Source organism: Streptomyces sp. NPDC060209 (assembly GCF_042728155.1).
Lineage (GTDB): Bacteria > Actinomycetota > Actinomycetes > Streptomycetales > Streptomycetaceae > Streptomyces.
Map to the genome: position 1 here is coordinate 37,613 of NZ_JBHWZS010000007.1, position 21,661 is coordinate 59,273.

The 21,661-nt window shown below is 70.2% G+C and carries 15 protein-coding genes and 2 pseudogenes; 2 read left to right on the plus strand and 15 right to left on the minus strand.

All coding sequences use genetic code 11. The annotated features are described in order from the left end of the window. Window positions 1–26: 26 nt before the first annotated feature. The 3 genes from ACFWFI_RS02805 to ACFWFI_RS02815 are packed head-to-tail and all read right to left on the minus strand — an operon-like array spanning window position 27 to window position 5,727. Entirely contained in the window at window positions 27–743 is a 717-nt protein-coding gene (locus tag ACFWFI_RS02805; protein ID WP_387384662.1) for a hypothetical protein, read from the minus strand. Beyond that, complete coding sequence (locus tag ACFWFI_RS02810; RefSeq protein ID WP_387384664.1) at window positions 740–5,059, minus strand: protein kinase domain-containing protein; 4,320 nt, start codon at window positions 5,057–5,059, stop codon at window positions 740–742. Before ACFWFI_RS02810 ends, ACFWFI_RS02805 begins: the two co-directional genes overlap by 4 nt. A 5-nt stretch (window positions 5,060–5,064) precedes the next feature. Further along, on the minus strand, window positions 5,065–5,727 hold the full coding sequence (locus tag ACFWFI_RS02815; protein WP_387384666.1) for a DUF7019 family protein: 663 nt from the start codon (window positions 5,725–5,727) through the stop codon (window positions 5,065–5,067). A gap of 133 nt (window positions 5,728–5,860) precedes the next feature. Here ACFWFI_RS02815 and ACFWFI_RS02820 point away from each other — a divergent pair. Then, window positions 5,861–6,047 (plus strand): annotated as a pseudogene (locus ACFWFI_RS02820) (IS5/IS1182 family transposase); the annotation flags it as partial. Between the two features lie 28 nt (window positions 6,048–6,075). Here ACFWFI_RS02820 and ACFWFI_RS02825 read toward each other — a convergent pair. From ACFWFI_RS02825 to ACFWFI_RS02840, 4 genes are read right to left on the minus strand one after another with little or no spacing between them, the layout of a single operon-like run. Then, the gene (locus tag ACFWFI_RS02825; protein WP_387384668.1) at window positions 6,076–7,467 is read right to left on the minus strand and encodes a hypothetical protein; all 1,392 of its coding nucleotides are present in this window, start codon (window positions 7,465–7,467) and stop codon (window positions 6,076–6,078) included. A 47-nt stretch (window positions 7,468–7,514) separates the two neighbouring features. Further along, entirely contained in the window at window positions 7,515–8,471 is a 957-nt protein-coding gene (locus ACFWFI_RS02830; protein ID WP_387384670.1) for a replication-relaxation family protein, read from the minus strand. Then, on the minus strand, window positions 8,468–9,622 hold the full coding sequence (locus tag ACFWFI_RS02835) for a type IV secretory system conjugative DNA transfer family protein (protein WP_387384671.1): 1,155 nt from the start codon (window positions 9,620–9,622) through the stop codon (window positions 8,468–8,470). Before ACFWFI_RS02835 ends, ACFWFI_RS02830 begins: the two co-directional genes overlap by 4 nt. Further along, window positions 9,619–11,097: a hypothetical protein gene (locus tag ACFWFI_RS02840; RefSeq protein ID WP_387384673.1), complete on the minus strand. Its 1,479-nt coding sequence runs from the start codon at window positions 11,095–11,097 to the stop codon at window positions 9,619–9,621. Before ACFWFI_RS02840 ends, ACFWFI_RS02835 begins: the two co-directional genes overlap by 4 nt. Before the next feature lie 523 nt (window positions 11,098–11,620). Between ACFWFI_RS02840 and ACFWFI_RS02845 the strand changes: the two genes are divergently transcribed. Continuing rightward, entirely contained in the window at window positions 11,621–11,929 is a 309-nt protein-coding gene (locus tag ACFWFI_RS02845; RefSeq protein ID WP_387384675.1) for a hypothetical protein, read from the plus strand. Between the two features lie 34 nt (window positions 11,930–11,963). On the opposite strand, the pseudogene ACFWFI_RS02850 reads toward ACFWFI_RS02845, so the two are convergent. The 8 genes and pseudogenes from ACFWFI_RS02850 to ACFWFI_RS02885 all read right to left on the minus strand — a co-directional run. Then, window positions 11,964–12,143: pseudogene (locus ACFWFI_RS02850) on the minus strand (ATP-binding protein); the annotation flags it as partial. A 642-nt stretch (window positions 12,144–12,785) separates the two neighbouring features. Then, entirely contained in the window at window positions 12,786–13,190 is a 405-nt protein-coding gene (locus tag ACFWFI_RS02855) for a hypothetical protein (protein ID WP_387384677.1), read from the minus strand. Between the two features lie 239 nt (window positions 13,191–13,429). Then, a complete protein-coding gene (locus tag ACFWFI_RS02860; protein ID WP_387384679.1) occupies window positions 13,430–14,560 on the minus strand; it encodes a C40 family peptidase in 1,131 nt (376 codons plus the stop codon). Next, window positions 14,557–17,178: a hypothetical protein gene (locus ACFWFI_RS02865; protein WP_387384681.1), complete on the minus strand. Its 2,622-nt coding sequence runs from the start codon at window positions 17,176–17,178 to the stop codon at window positions 14,557–14,559. Before ACFWFI_RS02865 ends, ACFWFI_RS02860 begins: the two co-directional genes overlap by 4 nt. Then, a complete protein-coding gene (locus tag ACFWFI_RS02870; RefSeq protein WP_387384683.1) occupies window positions 17,165–19,801 on the minus strand; it encodes an ATP-binding protein in 2,637 nt (878 codons plus the stop codon). The genes ACFWFI_RS02865 and ACFWFI_RS02870 overlap by 14 nt, the downstream gene beginning before the upstream one ends. After that, window positions 19,801–20,370: a hypothetical protein gene (locus ACFWFI_RS02875; protein ID WP_387384685.1), complete on the minus strand. Its 570-nt coding sequence runs from the start codon at window positions 20,368–20,370 to the stop codon at window positions 19,801–19,803. Before ACFWFI_RS02875 ends, ACFWFI_RS02870 begins: the two co-directional genes overlap by 1 nt. Continuing rightward, window positions 20,367–20,687 (minus strand): hypothetical protein, encoded by a 321-nt coding sequence (locus tag ACFWFI_RS02880; protein ID WP_387384687.1) that lies wholly within the window; start codon window positions 20,685–20,687, stop codon window positions 20,367–20,369. Before ACFWFI_RS02880 ends, ACFWFI_RS02875 begins: the two co-directional genes overlap by 4 nt. Further along, window positions 20,684–21,640 carry a conjugal transfer protein gene (locus ACFWFI_RS02885; protein WP_387384689.1) on the minus strand — a complete coding sequence of 319 codons (957 nt, stop codon included), beginning with the start codon at window positions 21,638–21,640 and terminating at the stop codon, window positions 20,684–20,686. The genes ACFWFI_RS02880 and ACFWFI_RS02885 overlap by 4 nt, the downstream gene beginning before the upstream one ends. Window positions 21,641–21,661: the final 21 nt, after the last annotated feature.

The following is a 21,661-nucleotide window of genomic DNA, read 5'->3' on the forward strand; positions in this document are numbered from 1 at the left end:
CTGAGCCGGGAGGGTGTACCGCCGTGTCAGCGCGGCACTTCCACCTCGATGCCGCCAAGACTGTAGCTCCAGCGCGGGTCGGACCGGGAGCCGCTCTTCCGGGCGCCCTTAAGGTTCTTCACAAAGGCCCTGCGCTGGGCCGGGGTCGCCGAGCGCCAACGCAGTTCGAGGACCGGGTGCACCGGAGGGATGAGTTCGCGCATCGGCTGGTCGAACCTGGCGAGACTCGCCTCGTAGTCGAACGGCCGGTAGACCAGGTCAAGATCGATCGACGGTGCCGTGCCGCCCGCCTCGTGGTGACAGGAACCCAGCCAGCTGGCGAGGTAGTCCAGCCCGATCCGTACGTCGAGGGAGATCTGGTCCTGCCACTTGCCGAGGTAGGGCGCGTTCACCGCCTCCGCGGTCACCTCTTCCGGCATCACGATCAGACCGCGGACGGAGGTGCCCGACAGGGCGATGTGGATACGCGGCCAGTTTCCGCCGGCCTCGATCCGGAAGGAGGGGAAGTAGCCCGCCATGCCCATCCCTGTCCGCAGTTGGGCCCAGCCCATCGCGTCGGACGGGAGCCGCTCCGGCGAGTAGGGCCCGCTGGTGCGATGCCCGAGGTCGCCCTCCCGCATCATGAACACGGCCTCGAACGCATCACCGCGCAAGGCCATGCTCACTGGGAAGTACGCCCCGACCTCCGCCATGAACGCCTTGCCGGTGATCAGGGCGCCGATGCTAGACCGGTCCGCAATCATTGCCGTCTCCTCCATCCCCTCCGTGTCGGCCTGGGCGGTACCGGCCCGGGCAGACTGTCCAGTTCGGCCTGGACGGCCAGGGTGTCCGTGTGGTGCTCGCCCAGACGCAGCCGCCGTTTCACCAGCACTTCGCGCAGAATCTGCGCCGCGTCACTGTGCCGTCCGAGCCGACGGTGCAAACGGGCCAGCCCCACCCGAGCCTCCAGGGTCTGGAGGTCGTCGGGGCCGCGGCGCCTCACGAGCTGGGGCACCAGCATGTCGTACATCCGCTCAGCCTCGTCCAGTTCGCCCTTGTCGGTGAGCAGGGAGGCGAGTGCCGCGATCGCCTCAAGGGTGGCCGGATGGTCCGGCCCCAGGTCCCGTTCGCGTTCCGCGGTCACCGCCCGGATCAGGGCCAGGGCTTCCGTCTGCCGGCGCAGATCGATCAGTACCGAGGCCCAGCCGAGCATCGCGCGCTGGGTCTCGACGTGCCCGGCGTCCCACAGGTGGGAGCGCACGTCGACGACGAGCTGCCAGGTCCGCTCGGCCGCGACCGGATTGCCCTCGCTGTGCAGGAGGGGGGCGGCCTCGGCGAGCGTGACGAGGTCGTCCTGGAGCTGGTGGGCGAAGTGGTTGGCCCAGAAGGACTCGTACCGGTTGAGTTCTTCCTGCGGTCTCAGCAGCAGCGTGAGCGCCTCGGCCGTGCCCGGTGTCTCGTCGGGTTCCCGGCTCGCCAAGTCCTCGGCCACGAAGTGCATGTAGAGGCGATAGCCCGTGTCGTTGCGGGAGGGGACCTTGTCCAGTTCGGCGGCGAGTTCCATAGTGCGGGTGACAGCGCGCCGCTGCCGCTCGCCGATACGGGCCATCGCCTCGATGAGCGCCGGGCGGCTGTCGTCACGGGACGGCAGCTCGACAGCGACCTCGGCCCGCAGTTCCTCGATCACGGGCTCGGACTTCGCGCGCAGCATCCCGGTCGCCGAGCCGAAGTCGTACTCCCAGTCCAGGGCCCAGGTCAGCAGTCGGCCGCGTTCGTCGCCGGCCAGGAGCAGGGCGCCGTCGGGGGCCAGCGCGACATCGGTGACCGCTTCCGAGAAGCCGGTGAAGGCCCGCAGGACCCGACCGCTCGTCAGGTCCCACAGTCGTGCCTGGCGGTCCTCGCCGCCTGACGCCGCGAGCCGGAAGTCCGGCGTGACGGCGAGGCCGCGCACGGCGGCGGTGTGTCCGGTGAGCACATGGAGGCAGCGGGCGGTGGCGACGTCCCACAGCCGGACGGTGCCGTCGGCGGAGCAGGACAGCAGGTTCCGGCCGTCCGCGCCGGGCAGGACGTCGACCACGGCATCGGTGTGTCCGGTGAGCACCGTCTCGCACTGTCCGTCGGCGGTCCGCCAGACGCGTACGGTCGCGTCGGAGCCGCCGGTGACGACGTAGCGGCCGTCCTCGCTCAGCCGTGCGACGCCGATCCATTCCTCGTGCCCGCCCAGCACCCACCGCAGTTCGCCTGTGCGCAGGTCCCAGATCTTCACGGTGACGTCCTGGCCGCGGGAGAGGCCGTAACGGTGGTCGGCGCTGACGGCCACGTCCAGCACGGCTCCGGGGTGGGCCTCCCAGCGTCCGAGGGACCGGCCGCTGGGGATGTCCCAGGCGGCGACGACGCCGTCGGCGGTCCCGGAGAGGGCCACGTGGCCGTCCTCGCTGACCGCGACGTAGTACACGTGGTCGCGGGGGCTGGTGAACAGCTGGACGATGCGTCTGTCGCGGGGCTGCCAGGCGACGACCCGGCCGTCCTCGCCGCCGGACACCGCGAGTCGGCCGTCGGCGGTCATCGCCAGGGCACTGAGGCGGCCGGTGTGCAGGCTGAGCGTGTGCAGCAGCTGCCCGGTCTCCACGTCGAAGACCCAGGCTTCGGAGTTCCCTGCGCGGGCGAGCGCGGTGGGGCTGCGCCCGCTGAGTTCCAGGGCCCAGGACCGGTCGTCGTCGGGGGCGATCCGGCCCGCGGACCAGGCGTCGACGAGTGCGGTACGGCGGCCGAGGGCACCGAGTCGGCGCCACAGGCGTACGGGCTCGGTGTGGCGCCGGTGGCCGGGCAGTGCGCGGGCGGCGCGGATCAGTTCGGCCGCCTCCTCCAGCCGTCCGGCTGCGCCGTGCGTGGCAGCGTGGTCCAGCAGTTCGGCTGCTCGGGTGGCAGCGGCGGTGACATCCCTGGCCTGGTGGGGGCGGACGTAGCTCCAGGGGGCCTGTGGTCCGGCGGGCGGCAGGTGCCATGCGCGCACGGTCTTGCCCTCGGCGGTGAGGGCGCGGCGCCCGGTCGCGCTCAGCGCGACCTCCTTGGTGTCGGGTGTGGCCTGCAGGGAGAGGCGGCAGCGGCCCGTGGTGAGGTCCCACACCCGTGAGGGCTCGGCGCGTCCGCCGCTGGAGAAGCCGACCGTGCCGTCCGTGTTCAAGGCTGTCCGGCCGTATCCGGTCTTGAGTACCCGTGGGGCATCACCGGAGCCGAGGTCGGCCAGTCGGACGTGGATGCTTCCGCCGGTGACCGCGACGAGTCGGCCGTCGTCGGTGAACCGCACGCTCAGGCAGGCGTGGTCGAACCGGTGGACCAGTGCGCCCGTGCGGACATCGTGCACCGAGCTCGTCCGGCGTGTGTGGTCGACGGCGCAGCACAGGGTGCCCCGGGCGCCCAGGAAGTCGGCCTTGCTCTCGAACTGCCGGACCTCCACGGGTTCGCCGGTCTCCAGATCCCAGGTGACGACCTCTCCCTCGTACCCGCTGGTGACCGCGTGCCGCTGATCCTGCGTCAGCGCGACCGCGAGCACCCAGCTGGGGTGGCCGGGGAGTTCGAACCCGGTGGCGGCCTCGAGGTCGAGCACCAGCGCGCGCCCGATACCGCCGCCGACGACCAAGACGCGTCCGTCGTCGCGGACCGCGAGTGCCGAGGCGCGGTAGTTCTCCAGCCGCAGTTCCTGGCGGCACTCCCCCGTGGCCAGGTCCCAGATCCGCAGCCCGCCAGAACCGTCCGCCGAGATTCCGGTCGTGCCGTCCGGGGTCAGGGCGAGGGCGGTGATCCAGTCGTCGTGTTCCCCGGGCAGCACGGACTGGGCCGGGGCGGGCGAGACCCGCACCGAGGCGAGGGCGGCGGCGATCTGCTGGTCGTGGGGCATCCGTGCGGACGCGTCCCGCAGCAGTTCGGCCGCGGCAGGCGCGTCGCCCCGCTCACGGTGCACCAGCGCGAGCAGGTACGTGCCGTCGTCGGGGTCGCCGAACCGCACGGATTCCAGCTCGTCCACCAGTTCCGCGTCGGTGATCACACCCGTCCGCCAGCGGTGCAGTCCGCGGTTGTAGCGGGCGTGCGGGTGGTGGGGATCCGCCCGCAGGGCGCGGGTCCACAGCTCCTCGGCGCTGTCGCGGCGGCCGAGGTCCAGCATTGACAGCGCGTGGTTTGAGAGGCTGTCGGCGAGCAGGGTGGCCGCGGACGGGGCATGGCGGGGATAGGGGCCGACCTCGCGCCGGTGCACCTCGACCAGCCGCTCGGCGAGCGGGCCGAGCCGGGACGGGCGTGCGGCGGGGTCCTTCGCGAAACACTCGCGCAGTACGTCCAGCATCTCGACCGGCACCCGCTGGATCGCGCCCGGCGTCTGGGAGCGGGTGTAGTCCTCGAAGGCGTCGCCTGCGGTGGTCCCGTCCCGCACCGGCGGCCTGCCCAGGAGCATTTCGAACACGGTGACCGCCCAGGACCAGACGTCCGTGGCCGGGGTGAGCCCGGACGGTGACCGTGCCTGCTCGGGCGAGCAGTAGGCGGGGTCCAGGCCGCCCCGGCTGACGAACGGCTCCACCTCCCCGGCCGTGCGGGCCCGTGCCAGACCGAAGTCGGTGACCTTGACCGTGCCGTCCCGGGTCAGCATCACGTTGGCGGGCTTGACGTCCTGGTGCACGACGTCGTTCTCGTGCGCGTGGTCCAGGCCCCAGGCGGACTGGATCGCGACGTCCAGCAGCGTCGCGAGGGGATCGTCGCCGTACAGGGTCCGGTTACGGACGGCTTCCGCGAGGCTGCCGCCGTCGGCCCACTCGGCGAAGACCCTGGGCACGTCCTCCAGGGTGCGCACGTAGGCGCAGTTGGCGATGTGCGGGTGCAGGCCCAGCCCCACCCACACCTCCGCCTCCCGCTCGAAGTCCCCGATTCCGTCCGGCGAGCGGACGACGGCCGGGCGCGGGGTCTTCACCGCCAGGTCGATGTCCCAGCCGCGGTGGTGGACCCGGTGCACCAGTCCGAGGCCGCCGGTGCGCACCACATCCAGGACCTCGTACAGGTCCAGGATGACGTCGCCGCGGCGCCAGGTGGCCATCGGCGTCAGTCCACCACGGCGGCGTACAGAGGTGTTCCGAGCAGCACCGACGTGCCGGTGCCGTCCGGGCTTTCGCCGTGCAGCAGCCGCTTCGCAACGAACTCGACGTTCTGCGCCGGCCAGCGCAGTCGCGCGACGGCCCGCTCAACGCGGCCCAGCGCCGCGCGATCGACGTGGTCGAGGTCGCCGTCCACCGCGTCGGCGACGTACTCGTCCTCCAGGTCGGAGGTGATCCCGAGGCCGTCGAGCATGGAGGACATCATCGAGCGCCCCACGCCGTGGGCCTCTGCGTCCGGCACGTAGTCGTACACGTGCCGGTACGAGCCGCCCAGGGCGACGACGGTGTCCTCGCTGCGCCCGCCGAAGAACACCAGGGAGGACGCGGGGTCATCGCGGAACGAGCCCCAGCGCATCCGCAGCGAGCCCCAGAAGTACTGGCCCGGTGCGTCCACTGTGCCGAGGTCACCGTGGTCGCGGAGGTACCGGACGACCGCCTCGAGACGGGTGATCCGGTCGTTCGGCGGGCCCTCGGTGGTGCGCTTAGCCGACAGCACGGAGAGGTTCACGCCTACCTCCGTCTGACGCTTGGCCCCGAATCCGGGGTCGATCTGCGGCAACAGCATGTCGACCTTGCTGTCGGAGATGTACACGTAGTAGCTCAACGACACTGCCGGATCCTCCCAAGTTTCGACCTTTCCATCCTATCGATCACGGCCCGTTGTGAGCCATGGGATGCGCGGTCGAAGGGAGTTGAGCGAAGCGGTGACGGCGATCCACATCACCCAGGCGGAGGCAGTGCGGCGGGGCGAGACCCTTTCCACAGGCCAAGGCGGCGAACTGGTCTCACACAATGATCCGAGCCCTCGGGGAGCAGGCCATCGCCACCCTCAAGTTTTGGAGGCTCCTCCGCAAACTACGGTGCTCGACCACCCGGATCACCACCCTCGTCCAGGCCGTCCTCACCCTCCATCTGACCAGCTCAGAGTGAAGATGGAAAAGGCTCAGTGCCTGTTCACTTACAGCTCAGCCCCGTACCCGTACGCTGCCAACTCTTCCTGTGTGCCCCACTGCCCGGCGATCCGGGCACGCAGTCGGGCGGTCACCGCGTCTTCCTCCTCTCCACGGCATGGCAGAGCGGGCATTTCGGCTTCGGCCTCCCATCGGGCTGACGCCCTTCTCGCAGCTTCTTGAGCCTCCTGGGCATCAACCAGACAGTTCGAGCACAGCGGCCCGCCTGCGGTGGGGATCGGCTGCCGGCACGAGGGTTCCGCGCAGTCCTTGAGCTGACCCGTCCGGCCTCCAGCTTTCCCCGTGGGCCCGCTCCGGGGGGCCCGGGGCGCCCAGGCGGCCTGACGGTCGGCGATACGGATCTCGCACAGGCGGCATTCGACACCGGTAACGACGTCACGCCCGTTCTCGCACCGAGCGTCCGCACACGCGTAGCGGTCACCGCGCCGCAGCGGCCGCACCAGCGCGATAGCCGCGCCCACCGGGTTGCTCAGCTCCCCAGCGGCGTACTTCGCGGCGAAACCGTGATGCATCCACCGGTACTGGATCCGCTCGCCGAGCTGCTCGACGGTCCGCCCGTCGCTCCGCATGGCCGACAGGATCGCCGTGGACACCTGCGGGAGCTCCGGCAGAACCTCCAGCAGGGCAGGCGGGAAGTAGGCCCGCACCGCCCGCACCACCGACAGCTCAGATACGGAGTGCTGGGCCTTGCCCTTGCCCCCGGGCCGCGCAGTCTTCGGCCGGCTGGTTGGTGTCGAGTTCAGGCCGGGGGAGGAGGGCGTCTTGCCGGACGCGGCGTAGTCGCTTGCAGCCTCACGCGCGCTACTACCTGAGGTTGAAGTCCTGACGGACGTCCCACCGCTACGCGGCGCAGCCGCATCCTTCTTGTTCTTGTTGGTCTTCTTAGAAGTAGTGGTCTTCTTATGTAGGCGATTTTCCAGTGTTGGCTCACCCTGTCTAGGGAAATCGCATCTAGGTTCTGACCTGCGGGTTTCCGTGCTGTGGTCCAGGACGCGGTTTTTGCATCCTGGCTCCGACCTGCGGATTCTCTCCACCTCTTCGGGGTCCTGGCCGAGGGGGTCGCAGCCGGGATCGAAGGAGAGGACCAGGCCGTCTGGCATGTCAGTGATGAAGTATTCGGCTTCGCCGAGCTGACCGAGTTCGTTGCGCGTCCGCTCGCGCTGGAGGTACCCGAAGCTGATCAGCTCCTTCAGCCCGGAGCCGACGGCCGCGATTCCGTCGGTGGAGAACGAGGAGATAGCGGCCTGGCTCACGCCGAATCCGTTCCGGTGGGTGCTGATCAACCCGAAGATGCCCTTGGCTTTGAAGGACAGACGACGGTCCCGGAAGAGAGCGTTGTGGATCTGGGTGAAGTGGGCCTGGAAGGCGTCGGCGGCCATCGGCCCCCGCACGATGCTGCCGCCGAACTGCCGCGGTGGCTTCGCCATCAGAGCTCCATCCACGATCGGCGCTCGGCCGGCCCGGACAGCGGCGTCCACACCGGCGCCGATGGCCCGTGTTCCTCTAGCTCCTCGAGCACGGCCGCACCGAGCGGAACCTTGGCGGCCAGCGTGGCGACGAGCGGATGCTCGGTGGTCATGGCCCGCAGGTCCTCGGTGCGCTGCTGCAGCGTCCGGGTGGAGGCGCCGGTCAGGATGAACAGGATCCGGGGGAAGCGGGGGTAGAACCGCTGCCAGGCGAGCATCGCGGCCTGGTCGCCGACCAGCCCCCGGCGTCCGACCGGCTGCGGGGTGTAGTCGTGGAACCGGGCGTAGGAGATGAGCTTGCTTGCCAGGCGCTCCGAACTCATTGTGGCCCGGTCGATCTCCACGAACGACCGGTACTGCAACCGCCGTGGAGAGGACGCCGTGTAGTGCATCACCGCATCTGCGATCAGCCGGTCCTCACCACCGGTGTCCGGCAGCCGGTGGGCGATCTCCGGCACCCAGTCCAGCGCCCCGTACTCATCCCCACGGGCCCGTGCGTCATCGAGGAACGCCAGATGCGCGCGCACCCCGGCCAGGGTGTGCGGCGCCCGCAGCGAGGCCTCGGTCGCGTTGCCCGGAGGCACGACACTGCGCCCGCGCAGCTCGGGCCACAAGGTCGCCACCTGGGCGCCCCGGGGGGTGAGGAACCACAGCCGGGTCCCGCGGGACCGGGGCAGCACAGCGAAGGAGATCAGCTTGTCGTCCCGGAGTGCGTTCAGTGACTCCGATGTCCACGAGCGTGGCTTGTTCGGTCCCAGCATTCTGTGCAGGTGAGGGGTGGTGATGACGCGGTGCTGGGCGAGCAGGGCCATCGCCCGGTGTGCCGCGGTGTCCGCTGGGGCGTGCTGTGTCACCGTGTCCGATGGCTCGGCCGAGTCGGCGGCCGTCATCATCGCTGGGGTGGTGGGAACGCTCATCGGTACTGCTCCCGTTCGTTCGAGTTGACGTCGGTGCCGTCTTGGCCAGGGGCCGTGAGGAAGCCGCGGACGGTCTTCTCGTGTTTGGTGACTGCTTTGGTCAGGTCAGCCAGAGTGGTGGCGCCGGTGTTGGTGTGGGCGGCACGGAGCAGGGCGCGCGTCTGGTCGCGCTTGGCTAGGTGACGGAACACCTCGTTGAGTTCCGGGCCCCTGATCTGCAGCGGTCCGACGCGCTTGCCGGCGACGGTGAAGGACGCCCAGTGCCGGTAGCGGTCGAGTTCGGCAGCATCGGCGGAACTGACCTGGTCGCCCCACTCGTCGGTGATGTAGCGGACCGCTTCGATGGAGCCCGCGGTCGTGGACAGACACGAGGCGTTCTGCAGCAGCGCGGTACGCACGTCGCCGCTGAGCCGGTGCAGGAGCTGGGTCATGCCATGCATCCGCACCCCGAACTTGCGCAGCTGTTCGGTGATCTCTGCCAGGGACGTGGACGCGGAGCCGTCCAGGGAGATCAGCTCGTCCAGGTACAGCCGGAACGATGCGCGGCGGCGCTCGGGCAGGTCACGCCTGGACAGGCCGGCGCGCAGCATGTCCCGCACCAGCAGCGACACCAGCAGCCGGTCAGTCGGCCCGGTCCCGGCCGGGCAGATCCACACCACCTTGGATTCATCCATCGCGCGACGGATGTCGTAGCTGCCCACCGGTTGCCCCAGAAAGGCTCTGATGACCGGCGAGGAGGCGAGGCGGTCCAGCGGGTTGAGGACGGTGGGCAGGGCGTCCTTGGGGATCTCGGTGAACGACGTCGTCCACCACGCGGCGGCCTCTTCTTCGAGCTGGCTGATGACGAGATGGCGGAATCCGGGATCGGTCAGCAGCGAGCGGATCTGGAACACCGTGGCCTGGCACTGCGGCGCGTTGTGGTCGACGGCCTTGGTGTTCACCGAGACCAGCGCCTCGATGGCCTTCGTCAGGATCGTGATGGCCCGGGGCGCGTTGGCGTCCCCCCAGCCCAGACTGGTGGCGAACGCGTCAACAGTGGCGGCCGTCACCTCATGCGCGGCCCGTCCGCCCCTCATGTCCAGCGGGTTCCAGCAAGCCAGCTTGTCCTGACCCCGGCGCACCGTCAGGTCGAACAGCCAGACCCGGCTCATGATCTCGGGATGAGCGAGGTAGGGGGCGACAGTCGTCCATGAGTCGCTGTGCGGATCGACGAACGCCAGCCCCCGCCCCCCGTGAGCAGAAGCGACGGCCTGACACAAAGCCCGCATCGTCTTGCCCCACCCGGCTTGCCGACCTGCACCTCGAACAGGGTGTCGTCCTCACGGGTCGCCACCAGCCGCTCGCGCCCGTCTGGACCCCGGTACCAGCCCTGCGGCACCAGCCCCTGCTTCAGCTCCTGCGGATCGAACGTCGGAATGTCATTGGCCATCAGCGGCAACCGGGCGTGCACCGTCGGTGGCTTGAGGAACCCGGCGAGCTCCTCAACCCGCGCCCACGAATTACGCCCGGGCCGCATCAGCCCGCTCGCCCACCGCTCATCGAACCGTTCCCGCCACGGCCACCTGTCCGGGCCCACCCGCACCGGGCCCACCGACCAGCCGGCCGACGACAACCGGGTCCGCGCCGCGTACACGTCCAGCGCCGCCTCGATGTGCCGCAACCGGCGCTCCGCCCTGCCCACCACGTTCGAGGAGCACCGCACTAACAGCTGCACTCGCACCAGCCCGGCGTCCTCGGCCAGCTTCCCCAGCGCCTTATCCCGATCCAGCCGCGGCGGCCGCGGCGCCATCAGCAGGCTCCGCCCCGACCCCGAGCGCTGCTCGCGAGGCATGGTCAGCTTCGTGACCTGCCACGCCAACGCGTCCTCCATCGTCGCGGCGTCCTGCGTCATCCACCGCGCCTCGCGACGCGACTCACGCCGCGCGTGCTGCCGCGCGGAGTCCACGACCTGCCAGCGCCTGGCCCGCAGCCGCCACTTCGACGCCGGCGACATGTCCAGGCACACCTCAGCCAGATCACCCAGATCCGCCCGAAGGTCGGCGACTGCGTCGATCAGCGGCTGCAACGGATCCGGCTCCAACGGAACATCCCGCAACCGCGCCCCCGGAGCCCCGTGCAATGCGAACACCGCCCGCACCGTGTGCTCCGTCTCCTTGCGCCGCCGCTTGGCCAGCGGTGGCCGGACCGGCTCCGAGCGCACCCGGGCATACGGGGTCTGCAACAGCAGATGCCGCGCCGACGCCGGGGCCTCGACCAGGTAGGTCAGCGGCTTACCGCCATCGGCCCGCAGCCGCACCCGCACCGCCCGCGCCGACCTCGGCGCCCACCACGGGCCCGCACCGGCCGCCCGGATCAGCTGCGCACCGAACCGGCTGATCTCTTCACCGCTCGCTTCGAACTGACGAGACGGCACCAGCTCCACAAAGGTGCGCCGCTCCAGCGCCGCAGCCGACAAACGGCGCTCCAGCACCGTCCAACCGCATGCCAGCACCGTGCCGACCAATCCCAGCAGCCACGCATACGCGTAGATCCAGTTCGCCCACGACCACATCAGCGAACCCAGAGCCGTCATCACGCCCCATGCCGCGCCGGGGGCGGAAGCCATGGTGATGCCATGGAGGGCCATCAGGCCCCCTCGGACGAGGGCGCAGGTGCGGGCCTGTTCCGCGTATCCGTCCCGGCGGGGCCCACCGCGAGAGCGAGGTGTAGGGGCATGAGGTACTCCTAAAGGGAGGTGATCCGGTGTTGTCCCTAAGGAACCCGGCACCACTCACCGATTCGCTCACCACGGCCACCCGGTTGAAATCACGGTTGAGGAACAGCCCTCGTGGTGAGTGCGTGGCGGCCCGTTGGCCACTCACCATCGCTGGTCAGGGCACCTGTCTCGGGATGTCGCACTGAGGGAGCAGACGTCCCCGGCGACAAGAACGGGGGAGCCGTCGCGCAAACTCACCATGGCTGCGCACTGTCAACGGACAGTAGGACATTCGGGTGGGCGGACAGCTCTGGTCCCTGCTGGCGGACAGTTGATCTCCCTGCCCGGTATGACAATGCTTCACCCGGGCAGCTCAACAACAGTGCAGCGCATGCGTAGGGTGGGCGGGTGCCGGCTCATGACAGGCTGTTCTCCTAAGCACGGAGGGGGAGCCATGACAGAAGTCGGTGGATGGATCTGGGAACGCAACCTGCGGTCGTTCCTGGAGCTGCTGTCGCACTATGTGGGCTACGGCTTCGATGCCACCGACTGGGAGACGGTGGCACTGGCGGTCGAGGGGACCGACGACGAGCGGTCCGACGGCTGGTACTCGTATCCCTTGGTCGGCGAGCATCGAGAGGTCGAGGTTCGGCTTGCCCGCGCGGTCGGCGGCCATGAGGTCATGCTGGGCGTGAAGGGAGCTCTGACCCCCGAACTGGAGGTCCGGGCCGACACTCTGCTGGCCGCATTCGCGGCTGGCTGACCCCACGCGAGGCAAGGTCAGCTTGACCCGTTCATCATTGCGCCGCCAGGGGGACGACTCCCTGACCGCTGGTGGCTTGGGTGAGCCGGAGCGAGGAGCCTTCGGTCAGGACGATGTGCGCGTGATGCAGAAGCCGGTCGACGGCGGCGGTGGCCAGCGTCTTCGGCATGATCGAATCGAATCCAGACGGGTGAAGGTTGCTCGTCACGATCACGTCATTCCGGACGGTGGGCGAGCCGGGAGAGATCGACTACGACGACGAGTTCCTCGCCGTCCGCGCGGACCCAGGCTTCCTGGCCGACCAGGCCCGACGGGGTCGAGTATCGGACCGCCAAAGCGGACGGTCTGGTCCCGCAGGACCTGGCGGGACTCGCCGAGCGCGAGCGTGTGCGGGTTCTCGGGCAGTGGGTGCAGGCGGGTGCGTTCGACGTCCAGCGCGGAGGCCGGGGTCTTGCCCGTCTCGCGGTGGACCCTCGGGGGCCGCCCGGCGCAGGTACGGGAACCGCATCCGCTTCAGGACGGCTTCCAGCTCGGCGGGGATCGGCGGTGGTGTCGGCGATGGCGGGACCGGGGACGGGGCGGGAACGATCTCGGGCGGATCAGCAACAGTTTCCATGATCTCCCTGTCAGGTTTCTTCACGATCCCTCCGGAGATGAGTTGGTTCGCTGCCAGGCAGCACCGAGCCAACCAACGGAGGGATCACCTGTTCGGAATCGACACGAATGAGTCCGCGGAAAGGGAGATCAGCTGTCCGGATCAGGACCTGACTTGTCCGCCTACAAGGATCTTGAGTTGTCCGCTCTCACGCACCCGCTGGCTTAACGCGCAGGCGCGGTCTCTCGCTTCGTTCGGAGCTCACCGCACGGGCGTCCAAGCCCCGGCTTGCCGGGTGAATCGGAGCGTTGCTGTTCGCCCGTCCAGGAACGTGCCGGCCGGGTCGGCTCCCGCCCACACGAGGTGCACCACAGCGTCGGCTTGGTGGCTGTTGTCGCGGCGGGCGATCAGCGCCTGGATGCGGGCCTGGGAGTACACGGCGACCGAAGGCGAGCCCGGGAAGTAGCCGGGCCACTTGGACCGGCCCGTGCCGGTGAGCTCGGCCATCCACACCACGCGTCCCAATGCGGTCAGCTGCGCCTCGTCGGCCGGTGCAAGGTCAGAGGGGAGCGCTCGTTCCAGGGAGTCCTGGACGAGAGGATCGGCGCGGGGACCTGCTCCCGGCTCCGGCAGGGCCCGCGCGGCGGCCGGTGCGGAAGGCGGCACTGCAGGCGCTGCTTCGACTGCGCGTGAAGTGGTCGGTGGTTCGGCGGTGACCGGCGGTGTTGCACCAGCTGTGGGCTGTGCTGCGGGGCGGGTCGCCGATGCAGGGGACGGAGTCGTGCGTGGCGCACCGGCTTCGTGGTGTGAGGGCATGGCGTAGAGCACCAGGGCGCAACCGGTCGCGCCGAGGACACCTGCGACGGCTAGCAGGGCGTGGCTGCCTTTTGAGGCTGGTGGGAGGGTCATAGGATCCGGGCTCCTCCGGCGTAGTCGGCCATGGAGCTGACGGAGTCGACCCGGACCGAGGTTCCGGGCTTGGGGGCGTTGATCATCTGGCCGTTTCCGAGGTAGATCCCGACGTGGTGGATGGTGCTGTTGCGGGTGGGGATGTAGCCGTAGAACACGAGGTCGCCGGGCTTCAGTGCGCCGACGCCGGCGGAGGCGGGGATCCGCGTGCCGACATCGGCCTGCGCGGCGGCCGTGCGCGGCAGACTCACACCGGCCCGCGCGAACGCGTACAGGGTCAGCCCGGAGCAGTCGAAGCCGGTGACGGTGCGCCCGTCCTGGCCTCCGGGGGAGCAGCACACCCCGAGGGAGGGGCCCTTGGCGTTGCCGCCGCCCCAGGAATACGGGATGCCTTTCTGTGCGAGGGCTGCGGACAGGACGGTGCGGGCGGTGCCGGTTGCCTGGCCGATCTCACCTGCTCCGGCGGAGGCTTCGTCGTAGCGGTGGATCCAGCCCAGGACGTCGGCGACGTAGGCGTCGGAGTGGTTGTAGACGAAGATCGCCCTCTTCAACTGGGCTTCGTCCTTGAGGTTGCGGCCCTCCCCGCAGAGGTAGGAGGCTGCTGCCAGGGCGGCGTCGTCCGCGTTGTGCGGGTCGGTGACTCCGTCGCCGTTGGCGTCCTCGCCGTAACCGCGGAACGTCTGGGGAAGGAACTGGAAGGGGCCTACCGCCCGCTCGTACACGGGGTCGCCGTCCCATTCGCCGCGGTCGGTGTCGGGGAAGACGCTGGTGTTCCCCCCGACCCCGGATCCGTTCAGCGCCGGGCCCAGGATGTGCGGGCTGATGTCCCCGCCCGCGCTGATGGAATGCCCGCCCGCGTGGTTGGACTCGATGCGGGCGATCCCCGCGAGGATCTGCCACCGCATGCCCCGGCACCCCGGCACCACGTCCTTCACGCCGACGGCCGCGTTCTTGTACGCGGCGAGCATCCGCTCCGGGATCCCGGGCGCTGACCCTCCGATGTCCTCGCCCTGCTCCCCGCTCATCGTGGTGGCGGCAGAGATCATCGAGACCATCGGTGCGACGCAGCTTGCCGCACACACCAGGAGCAGCACACCGAGACATCCGGCCTTCTTCCAGCCCTTCACTCCGGATCACCGCCCCACGAGGGCTCGTTGTCCCATCCGGTGCGCTGGGCGCGCATGAGGGCGTCGAACACTCGGCGGCGCGCGTCGACAGCCGGGTCCTCCTGCCGTGCGGCCGAGGTGTTCCCCGCTCCCGGGCCCGTTGGCGTTGCCGAGGGGGCCATCGAAGAGGTGGTCGGACCCGTGGCGATGATCGCTGTGGCGGCGGCGTTGCGTGCCGCGGTGCGTGCCGGTGCCGTGGGGTCGTGGGCCTGCCAGGTGGCGGCAGCCTTCTGCGAGACGTGGTCGACGCCCGCAGCGGTGGCCCGCCCGGCCGAAGCCCACTCACCGGCGTCCTCACGGACCTGACTGGCAGCGACCCGCAGCTGCGTGTGGGCATCACGGGTGACCGCAGTTGCCGCACGGGCACCGGCCCTGAGGTTGCGAGGTGCGCCGAGTGTTGCCCCGTATCCGAAGCGGGCGGTGCGGCTGGCGATCCTGTAGCCCCGGAACCGCATCGCCTTCTCGTGAAGGCGGGTCCCGGCCAGGGGCTGCTCAGGTTCGGTCGCCTGGTCGGGCAGAATCTCGCCGGTCACCTTGTGGACCCGCATGGTGTCCCCGGCTCCACCCGCACCGGCCGAGGCCTCCGCAGCACCTTGTGGGCCCTCCTTGGCGATGAGCCGCAACAGGCGCACGGACTCGTCTTCCTCCTGTGGGCGACGGCCGATCAGGGCCCCGTACGCGCCGCGCAGAGCGAGGCGGCCTCCGGCCAGGCCGAGCATCATCGGTGCCATTCCGCGGCTGCCTTCGGCTGCCGCTTCGCCGAGCAGCCGCCCGCCGTCGATGGGCTGGCCCGCCCCGTCGGCGATCGCGGCTACGCTGTTCAGCAGTCCGTGCCGCATACCCAGCATGTGGGCTGCGCCGGTCGGGCGGCCCAGCAGGCCCATGCCGAGGCCTGCGCCTGTCTGCCCGCCCAGGTTCATGGCCAGCGCGGCACCGATCTCGGAGGAGTCGCCGGGCAGGTGCGAGCCGCCGATCTTCGCGTAGCGCATCCGCATGGCCATGCGGTTCCCGAACGACGAGACACCGCTCAGGAGCCTGCGGTGGAAGGCGAGTCCGACCAGGGCCATGACGTCCAGGAGCAGGATCCGTTCGATCATCAGGTCCGGGCCGTTGGTGAGGATCGCGTCCACGGCGATCCCGAAGAAGGGGATGAACATGCAGATCCCGAAAGTGGACAGCATGCTGATCGCGAAGACGGCCAGCCATTTCCACACGGCTTGTCGGCTGGGGCCGGGGAGCATGCCCAGGACGAAGGCGACGACACCGCCGGCGGCGGCCGCGACGTCAGCGGCCTGGGTGCCCAGCAGCACGATGACCGCCGACAGCAGCATCGCGCAGATCAGCAGGGCGGCGATAAGCAGCAGGACCGCGCCGCCGGCCCGCCACCACGTCGGCTTCTTCGCGTACTGAGCAGCCGCCTTACCGACCGGCCCCGCCTTCTCCATGTCCGTGAGCGCGGCGGCCAGCTGCTGGTCCTCCTCGGTCAGAACCGGGCTGGGAGTCTCCAGCAGCGCGTTGCCGGGGGTGAGCGGCGGCAGTACTGCGTCCCGCTTGTGGCCGTCGCTCTCGCAGAACTCCTTCGCCGGGCCGTCGATCTGCTCACACGGGTCGTCGTCCTTGCTGCCTTCGCCGGTCAGGTAGCCGCCGCTGACCAGCCGCAGATGGATGGCGTAGGCCTTCTTGTCGGATGCTTTCGCCGGGTCCAGGATCCGCCCCCACTGCAGCAGCATGAACGGCTTCACGACCAGTGCGTTCGTCACCGACTCCTGGATCGGCCGCGCCACCTCGGTCGCCGAGACCGGCTTCGCACGCTCCCGCTCGAGGCACTTGAGCTCAGCCCCGCCGGAGAGGCTCGCGCACGGCTCCCCGCCTGCGATCTTCCCGCCCCAGCTGTAGGAGTTCACCGTCAGCTGCGCGACCGCCGCCGCCCCTTCCTGCGTCGCGACCAAAGGGCCCTGCTCGGCCAGCAGGTAGTCGGGGCGTACGAACGCCGACGCGGCGAACGCGGCGATCAGGAGCGTGAGCACGATCTCGCCGAGCCCCTTGCCGACCTTGCCGCGCATGACCATGACCAGCCCGAACACGAACGCCCACGACAGCAGCAGGCCCTTGAGACCGAGGGTGTCCACGACTGCGCTTTCGTAGGCGTCCGACACCTTCTGCGCGGGACCGGAAAGCATCCGCAGCAGTGGGAAGCGGAACGCGAACTCCACCGCCCAGCACGCCAGGCCGACGAACACCCGGATGATCGTGAACAGGCCGCTCAGGACGAACGCCAGAGCCTGCGACTTCAGGGACACGATCGACCCGCCGTTCGCGGACAGCTCGTACCCGTCGATCGGGATCCCCTCGGAGGACCGGATGTTCAAGGGGGCCAGGAGGTCGGCCGAGCCGTTGCCACCGGTCGCGGCGTGCGCGACCGACGCGTTGACCACCAGGAACACGACGACCAGTACGCACACGTACAGCGCCTGGCGCAGCGTGCCGCGCTGCGGGGTCCACCGGCGGACCCACCCACCAACGGTGGCGACGGTCAGAGATGTCAGCAGCGACCGCGGGTCGGCCTCAGACGTCCGCATGAGTGACCTCCTCGGCGACGGGGGCACTCTTGCGCTGGGAAGGAGTTGTGGCTGTAGGCGTGGTGTAGATGGCCTTCTCGATGCGGGGCACGGGGGGCACGTGGACCTTGATGCGGCCGACCTGCATGCGTGGGTCGCGCAGCAGCATTTCGCCTTCGCGGCCCTTCTGGCCGACGGGGGACAGCCCGGTGGTGACTATGCGGAGCAGGTCTTCGTCCTCGCTGTCCAGGCCCAGGAACGCCAGGCCTTTGCGGGCGCGGGCCTGGTCGCTGGTGCGGGCCAGGGCCTTGTAGGCGAGGAGGCCGGAGTCCTTGCCGAGCTCGTCGGCGTCGTGAGCGGCGAGGATGCAGCCGGCGCCGTGCTTGCGGCCGTCGTGCAGGATCTCGTGGACCAGGGCGCTTCCTTCGGCGCTGCTGGTCAGCCAGTAGGCCTCGTCCATGGCCACGGTGCAGAACCGGGACGGGTCGCTGAACGCTGCCTGGCGGGCGATGGCCGCGATCAGGTAGAGCACCGCCCTGCCGATCAGGGCCTCCAATGGCTGCTGACGCAGGACCTCCATGTCGGCGAACGCCTCACGCGGCGGCAGCGTGAGACCGGTGGTCGTCATGACCACCATGTCCGCGCTGAGATCACCGTCCAACGTGACCGGCGGCAGGCCCGGATCGAAGACCATGCCCGCCAGCGGGTTCGAGCTGACGATGGCCAGCAGCTCGGACATGGTGGTCGCCGCGTCCCGGCGGCTGGAGCCGGGCGAGCTGCTCGCCGCCAGCGCGCTGAGCGCCCGCAGGACCGAGGCCATCGACGGATCGGGGCCGGCAGCGGCCTCTTCGACCGCGTGGTGCAGGACCGCGCCGGACGCGGACATCGGCCCGACACCCAGCTGCAGCGTGAGGTACGACAAGGCGTAGTGAGCGCCGACGGGGCCGCCGAACACGCGCAGTGGATCGATGGACAGCTGGGCCTTCGCCGCGTCGATGACCTCGCACCTGCCTACAGCCGCGGACTGCGCGAACGTCGCCCACTCCCGGATCGGGGTGCGGTCGATGACGATGGCCCGCCCGCCCCGGTCGGCGACCGCGGCCACGAGGAGCTTCTCCAGCACGCTCTTGCCGCCGCCGAGGTCTCCGACGATGCCCATCGAGGCGCTCGCGTTGCGCTGCGGGGCATCCGCGAGGTTGATCAGGACGGGGCGAATCGTCCCGCAGTCCAGGTCAACACCGATCATCATCCCGCTCGGGTCCCCGACCCGCGTGTTCGTGAACGCCCCGCCGGCGGCCCAGTCCTCCGACAGCTGATGCTGAGTGAACTCCCGCACCGCCGCCGGGCGTACCGACCCCGGCAGGCCCAGGGCGAACAGGGCTTCCTGCATGCCGTGCGGGCGCACCGCCCGGTAGTCCCCACCCGACAACAGCGCCACCAGGGCCCGTGCCCTGGCATCGCACACCACCGGATCCGGCCCCCACACGGTCAGGACGGTGACGGACTGGACCTCCACTTCCACGCTTGACCGGGACAACCTGGCGTCCTGCTCGGCCAGAGCCCCGGCTGCCTCGGGCAGCGAATGGGGCATGCCGGTGGGCTGAGCCCCGTACTGCTCGGCCTGGTCCAGCAGCTCCTTTTTCTTCCGCCGCACCTGCTCACGGGCCCGCTCCGACGGGACCACCTGCATGTCGACGGTGAAGTCGACAGGGAAGTCCAGCGACTCCAGCTGCGCGAGGAGATCCGCGGACTCCAGCGCCTGCACCGCGGGGAACTCCGCCAGCGCCAGGTGCGCCTGGTAACCGGTCCCGGCCTCGCACTCCACCTCCAGCCACCGACGCGCCAGCGGGGAAGCACCATCCCTGCGCCACCACGAAGCCCCGCCCTGGCCCGAGCGGCTTCCCTTCCCATTCTTCGCCTGCTTGCGGGCCTCGCCCCTATCCGTGGTGGGGTGGCCGCCTTCAGCGAGGCGGACCTGGCCCAGGTCGGCGTACGAGGGGGAGTGGAGCTCCTCACCCTGCAGCCGGCTCCCGTAGAGGGAGGACTCTTCGGCATCAGCGAGGAGCGGCTCCTCCAGACCCCGGTGCACCGCGTGCTGGAGCATCCACACGACCTCCGCCGGGCGGGCCGGCCGCAGCGACAGACCACCACCGAGCGCGGTCTGTACACGGGTTGCCCGCTCGGTGAACTCGGTGACCTCGTCCGCGGCAACCGGCACCGGGGCCAGCCCCAGCGCACCGGACAGCTCCGACCACATCGCCGACCCGTTCGCGGCCAGATCGAACCTGCGCCCCGGCGACGTCAGCGGGACAGCCAGCCAGAGGGTACGCCGGTGCATCTCCTGACCGGCCAGCAGATCCAGAGCGGCAGCTGTGGTCTCCGCCCAAGCGGGCAGGTGCTGCCAGTCGACGCCCTCGACCATCCGCTCGGCGACCTCGCCCGGGTCCACCCGCGCTGCCAGCCCGAACACGCGCGGCGCCCCGGCCAGCGAACGCACCAGCGACGTGACACGGCTCAACAGCTCCTCACGTACCTGCGGCGGCGCATACCGGCCGCCGACCGGGGCCACGCGCCAGATCGCCCACACGGTGCCGGACACCGACCAGACCAGATGCCCGGCAATATGCCGGAACGGAATCCGCATCAGGACCTCCCCGTCTGCGCACCGGCGAGAAGCCCGGCCAGGCCGGTGACCGGCACCGGCCGCGCCTGCGGCACCGGCCGAGCCGCCCGGGAACGCGTGGACGGCTTCTTCCTCGCCTTCGTAGGGCGCCGTGCCGCGGGGACCGGAGCGGCGTCAGGGGCGAGGCTGGTTACCTCTGCCGCCGCAGGCTCAACGATGAACGCTCCGGAGAGCAGCGTGGACGAACGGTCGCGGGCCACGCGCCCGGCGATGCGTCCCGCAGGGTGACGGGCCAGCAGCGTCAGCCAGCCCAGAGCAGCCGTCATGGGCGAGCGCCCGTTGATCTTCGCCCCGCGCACCGCCCACACGGCGACCAGCCACAGCACCACCGGCACCGGGCCCAGCCACGACCACCACGAGAACGTCTTGACCAGCAGCAGCGCACCGCCGCCGAGCACCGCCAGCTGCGCGGGCGTGTAGGGGCCGAACCAGATGACCCAGTCCCCGAGCTTGCCCAGCACCCACGGATGCCGACGCGCGGCCGTGTAGACGCGGGCCACGCGCTGCCGGTCCGTCTTCGCGGCGCTCACAGGACACCGCCCTGAGCCGGAGCGGGAGTCTGCTCGGCGACCACGACGACGGCCGCAGGCTGCGAGTTGGCAGGATTCTTGACCTCGTCCTCGAAGATGCTGGCCAGCGAATCGCGGGAGTTGTAGATCCCCAGGGCCAGGACGAGACCGATCAGGGCCCCGATGCCAGCCTTGAGGCTGACCTTCCGGACCACGGTGATGACGACGATGGCGATCAGAGCGACCTTCAGACCCTTGTCACCCCAGTCCTCCAGGGTCCCCAGCCATGAATCACCCAGAGCATCGAGTTTTCCGGCCAGCACGAGAGAACGACTCACTGCTCCTCACCCCCGGCAGCAGCGGAGTCCTCAGCGGACGGCTTGGCCGTCGGGTCAGCTCCGGCGTGCAGGGCGGTGACTTCCCAACGTCCGGACCGGGCGGTCATCGTCAGCTCGTAGGCCAGCGGCCACTGCTCCGCCTTTGCGGCCAGAGCGCTTACCTGTGCCTGCACCCGAACGCTCGTCCCGTCCTCCGGCACCGGGCCGGCGGCCATCTCGGAGTCGGCCGAGACCCCCTCCACCCGCACCGCGGTGTACCCGGAATCCGCTACGGCCGCGAGCTCCGTATCCGGGGACAGGTACCGGTCCACTTCACCGACCCCAGCGAGGTAGGCGCCGAAGAACTCACCGAGCGAGGCGACCAGCTCGCTGTCGGCCGGAAGCCGGTTCTCGAACCGCGAGGCACCGGACGCCGCCACCGACGGACCGGCAACCTGCGCCGGGGGAGCCGTCACCTGGAACGACCCTGCCCCGCCCGCAGACTCCGTCGCGACGACCGGAACGGCGAAGTACTTCACCGCCCGAGAGGCCTTGCCTGCCTCAGCAGCACCGGCACCCTCGTCACGGACGGTGAACTGCGCAGCGACCACCACCGACCAGCGACCACCCCCCAGACGCTCACTGCGCACCGCCAACACAGACTGAACCGGCTGCGCACTCACCGCGCCGGTGTGAGAAGGCAGTGCCACGTCCGGGGCCAGCGCGTGGACCATGCGGGCCGTCTGGCTGTCCGGTGCTGCGTCATCACTGCGCAGCCACAGATCACAGAACAGCGTCGCCACACCGGACGGATCGGCGGTGCGCACCGGGGCAGCGACGGCGGTCTTCGGCTGAGCAGCGGCCACCACGGTACGAGGTGTTGCGCAGGCGACCACCAGCGCAACGGGGCCCGCGGCGAGCGCCGTCCAGACCCCGATCCGGGCCAGGGAGACGCGTCGCTTCGCCGCCCGCAAGGACCTCGCGGGCGGCTCGGA

Coding starts and splice junctions, on each gene's coding strand:
- ACFWFI_RS02835 (WP_387384671.1), bottom strand. CDS start 9,622: ATGAGCCGGGTCTGGCTGTTCGACCTGACGGTGCGCCGGGGTCAGGAC.
- ACFWFI_RS02805 (WP_387384662.1), bottom strand. CDS start 743: ATGATTGCGGACCGGTCTAGCATCGGCGCCCTGATCACCGGCAAGGCG.
- ACFWFI_RS02870 (WP_387384683.1), bottom strand. CDS start 19,801: ATGCGGATTCCGTTCCGGCATATTGCCGGGCATCTGGTCTGGTCGGTG.
- ACFWFI_RS02845 (WP_387384675.1), top strand. CDS start 11,621: ATGACAGAAGTCGGTGGATGGATCTGGGAACGCAACCTGCGGTCGTTC.
- ACFWFI_RS02865 (WP_387384681.1), bottom strand. CDS start 17,178: ATGCGGACGTCTGAGGCCGACCCGCGGTCGCTGCTGACATCTCTGACC.
- ACFWFI_RS02825 (WP_387384668.1), bottom strand. CDS start 7,467: ATGGCCGCCGACGCCTTCCAGGCCCACTTCACCCAGATCCACAACGCT.
- ACFWFI_RS02840 (WP_387384673.1), bottom strand. CDS start 11,097: ATGGCCCTCCATGGCATCACCATGGCTTCCGCCCCCGGCGCGGCATGG.
- ACFWFI_RS02830 (WP_387384670.1), bottom strand. CDS start 8,471: ATGAGCGTTCCCACCACCCCAGCGATGATGACGGCCGCCGACTCGGCC.
- ACFWFI_RS02810 (WP_387384664.1), bottom strand. CDS start 5,059: ATGGCCACCTGGCGCCGCGGCGACGTCATCCTGGACCTGTACGAGGTC.